At 60.6% G+C, this 360-nt stretch carries 1 protein-coding gene; it reads right to left on the bottom strand.

Annotated elements, in window-relative coordinates; all coding sequences use genetic code 11:
• Positions 1 to 236 (bottom strand): LysR family transcriptional regulator (locus EN807_RS33325; protein WP_135938002.1); only part of this gene is annotated, 236 nt, incomplete at its 3' end.
• Positions 237 to 360: the final 124 nt, after the last annotated feature.

Here is a 360-nt window from a genome sequence, read left to right as displayed (position 1 = left end):
AAGCCCGCCTTGACGTAGTGCGAGAGCAGGATGGCGGATTCGGTCAGCTCGAGCGAACGGCCCTTGCGCTCGAACAGCGTCACCTGGAGCGTGTCTTCAAGCAGCTTGATCTGCTGGCCGACCGCCTGCGGCGTCACCAGCAGTTCGTCGGCCGCTTGCCTGAAGCTCTTGTGCTGCGCGACGGCATGGAAGACCCTGAGCGCATTGAGCGAGGGAAGGCGAAGCTTGCCGGTCATCGTAATTCCGCCTCCTCTTGCTTGAGACTCCGTCGATCATGCACTGCCCGTATTTCCGCTGCCGCCGGCTGCGGAATGTCACCTCATGCGTAGATATAACCGCCTGAAACGATTACGTTTTCGC

This window comes from Mesorhizobium sp. M5C.F.Ca.ET.164.01.1.1, from assembly GCF_004792125.1.
Classification (GTDB): Bacteria; Pseudomonadota; Alphaproteobacteria; order Rhizobiales; family Rhizobiaceae; genus Mesorhizobium; species Mesorhizobium wenxiniae.
This window is presented reverse-complemented; position numbering and strand designations above follow the sequence as displayed.